Origin of the sequence: Castellaniella sp., assembly GCF_041675725.1 — a bacterium.
Classification (GTDB): domain Bacteria; phylum Pseudomonadota; class Gammaproteobacteria; order Burkholderiales; family Burkholderiaceae_B; genus Castellaniella.
This window is the reverse complement of the sequence record NZ_JBAYTI010000124.1, coordinates 1-2721: the sequence shown is the minus strand read 5'-3', so window position 1 is coordinate 2721 and position 2721 is coordinate 1. Positions and strand designations below refer to the sequence as shown.

Here is a 2721-nt window from a genome sequence, read left to right as displayed (position 1 = left end):
CCCAGCGCGAGCACCGAGAAGCGCTCGAGCGCGCCGCCCGAGAACATGTTGAACAGGCCGAGGATGCCGCCCTGATTTTGCTGGAACAGGTCGGACAGGGCGTTCGGATTGATGCCCGGCACGGGGATGTGCGTGCCCAGCCGGTAAACGACCAAGGCCAGCACGAGAAACAGGACACGGCGCTTGAGATCGCCGTATCCTGCGCTGGAGCCGGACTTTTGAGCCTGCGCTTTCGCCACGGTTGCCCCTTGTGCCTCAGGCCAGCGAGCCGCCGGCGGCCTCGATGGCGGCGCGCGCCCCGGCCGAGGCCTGCAGCCCCTTGAGATGCACCGCACGGGTGATCTCGCCGGTCCGGATGACCTTTACGGCGCGCACCAGCTGGCCGACCAGGCCGGCCTGCTTGAGCACGTTGAGATCGATTTCGTCGACCGGCAGCTGTTGCAGCTGCGACAGGCGTACCTCGCCCACCAGATGACGGCCCATGGAGGTGAAGCCCCGCTTGGGCAGACGGCGCTGCAGCGGCATCTGGCCGCCTTCGAAGCCGATCCGGTGAAAGCCGCCGGCGCGCGATTTCTGGCCCTTGTGGCCCCGACCGCCCGTCTTGCCCAGACCGCTGCCGATGCCGCGCCCCAGACGGCGCCGTTCGCGACGGGCGCCATCGGCGGGGGCGAGCGTGTTCAGTTGTGTGTACTGCGACATGGTGATTCCTTTCAGGCGTCGGAGACGCTGACCAGATAGCTGACCTTGTTGATCATCCCACGGACCTCGGGCGTATCGACCAGCACGCGGCTGCTGTTGAGCTTGCCCAGGCCCAGGCCGCGCACGGTGGCGCGGTGGCTTTTGTGGGTGCCGATCACGGAACGCACGAGCGTGACCTTGATGTGTTTGTCGGACATGTGCTTACCCCAGGATTTCTTCGACCGTCTTGCCGCGCTTGGCGGCGATTTCGGCCGGGGTGGAACAGGCGCGCAGACCATTGAGCGTGGCGCGCACCATGTTGTACGGGTTGCTGGAGCCCAGGCTCTTGGCCACGACGTTGCGCACGCCCATGACTTCGAAGATGGCGCGCATGGGGCCGCCGGCAATCACGCCGGTGCCTTCGATGGCCGGCGAGATGAGCACGGTAGCCGCCCCGTGCTTGCCCACCACGCTGTGATGCAGCGTGCCGTCCTTGAGCGCGACCTTGATCAGGCCGCGACGGGCCTGTTCCATGGCTTTCTGTACGGCCACGGGCACTTCGCGGGCCTTGCCCTTGCCCATGCCGATGCGCCCGTCGCCGTCGCCGACCACGGTAAGGGCGGCGAAGCTCATGGTGCGCCCCCCCTTGACGACCTTGCTGACGCGATTGACCGCGATCATTTTTTCGCGCATGCCGTCATCGCGATCGTCGGCGTGCTTGGCTTGTGATTTGGCCATGTGATCCCTCTTAGAACTGCAAGCCGGCTTCGCGCGCGGCTTCGGCCAGCGCCTTCACGCGGCCATGGTAACGGAAGCCCGAGCGGTCGAAGGCGACCTGCTCGATGCCGGCGGCGCGGGCCTTCTCGGCCACACGCTTGCCCACCAGGCCCGCAGCGGCCACATTACCGCCGTTGACCTGCTGGCCAGCCAGCTGCTGGCGCACTTCGGGCTCGAGCGTGGAAGCGCTGACGAGCACGCGGTCGCCCTCGGGCGAAATGATGTTGGCGTAGATGTGCAGATTCGTGCGATGCACCGACAGACGGTGCACACGCAGTTCGTGAATCTTGCGGCGAGTGGCCGTGGCACGACGCAAACGGGGTTGTTTCTTGTCCATGATGTGTCCTTGCCGAGCTTATTTTTTCTTGGTTTCCTTGATGATGACGCGCTCATCGGCGTAACGCACGCCCTTGCCCTTGTAAGGCTCGGGTTTGCGATAGGCGCGGATGTTGGCGGCCACCTGGCCGACGACCTGCTTGTCGGCCCCCTTGACTACGATCTCGGTCTGGGTCGGGCATTCGATCTTGATGCCTTCGGGGATCGGATGCAGGATGTCGTGCGAGAAACCCAGCTGCAACTTGAGATCGTTGCCCTGGATCTGGGCGCGGAAACCGACGCCGACCAGGTTGAGACGGCGCTCGAAGCCCGTGCTGACGCCCACCACCATGTTGTTCACCAGCGAGCGCATGGTGCCCGAGAGGGCATTGGCTTCGCGGGTTTCATTGGCGGCTGCGAAAGACAGCTGGTTGTCGGCGTGGTCGACCCGGACGGTATCCGGCAGCGACTGCGTGAGGGTACCCAACGGCCCCTTGACCACGATCTGGCCGGCGCTGATGGTGGGTTCGACCCCCTTGGGCAGGACGACGGGATATTTGGCGATGCGTGACATGCGATGACCCCCCCTTACGCCACGTAGCACAGGACTTCGCCGCCCACGCCGCTGGCGCGCGCCTTGCGGTCGGTCATCACGCCACGCGGGGTGGAGATGATGGCCACGCCCAGCCCGTTCATGACCTGCGGCAAGTGGGTGCTGCCCTTGTAGATGCGCAGGCCGGGCCGCGAGACGCGGTCGATGCGCTCTATGACGGGGCGCCCGGCATAGTACTTGAGTGTGATGTCGAGCATCGGCTTGGCAGGGGTGCCGCCGATGGCGAAATCTTCGATGTAGCCCTCGTCTTTCAGGACCGCGGCGATGGCGGCCTTGAGCTTGGAGGAGGGCATGGAGACCGATGTCTTGTTGACCATTTGCGCATTGCGCAGGCGGGT

At 65.4% G+C, this 2721-nt stretch carries 6 protein-coding genes and 1 pseudogene; all 7 read right to left on the bottom strand.

All coding sequences use genetic code 11. The features are described 5' to 3' along the window. Positions 1-239: pseudogene (gene secY / locus WCZ84_RS13985) on the bottom strand (preprotein translocase subunit SecY); the annotation flags it as partial. Positions 240-255: 16 nt separating this feature from the next. Next, positions 256-699 (bottom strand): 50S ribosomal protein L15, encoded by a 444-nt coding sequence (gene rplO, locus WCZ84_RS13980; RefSeq protein WP_372686886.1) that lies wholly within the window; start codon positions 697-699, stop codon positions 256-258. A gap of 11 nt (positions 700-710) precedes the next feature. After that, positions 711-896, bottom strand: a complete 186-nt coding sequence (gene rpmD / locus WCZ84_RS13975; protein WP_372686885.1) for a 50S ribosomal protein L30 — start codon at positions 894-896, stop codon at positions 711-713. Between the two features lie 4 nt (positions 897-900). After that, positions 901-1416 (bottom strand): 30S ribosomal protein S5, encoded by a 516-nt coding sequence (gene rpsE / locus WCZ84_RS13970; RefSeq protein WP_372686884.1) that lies wholly within the window; start codon positions 1414-1416, stop codon positions 901-903. Positions 1417-1426: 10 nt separating this feature from the next. Then, positions 1427-1792: a 50S ribosomal protein L18 gene (rplR, locus tag WCZ84_RS13965; protein WP_372686883.1), complete on the bottom strand. Its 366-nt coding sequence runs from the start codon at positions 1790-1792 to the stop codon at positions 1427-1429. An 18-nt stretch (positions 1793-1810) separates the two neighbouring features. After that, a complete protein-coding gene (gene rplF, locus WCZ84_RS13960) occupies positions 1811-2344 on the bottom strand; it encodes a 50S ribosomal protein L6 (protein WP_372686882.1) in 534 nt (177 codons plus the stop codon). Between the two features lie 14 nt (positions 2345-2358). Continuing rightward, positions 2359-2721 (bottom strand): 30S ribosomal protein S8 (gene rpsH / locus WCZ84_RS13955; protein WP_372686881.1); only part of this gene is annotated, 363 nt, incomplete at its 5' end.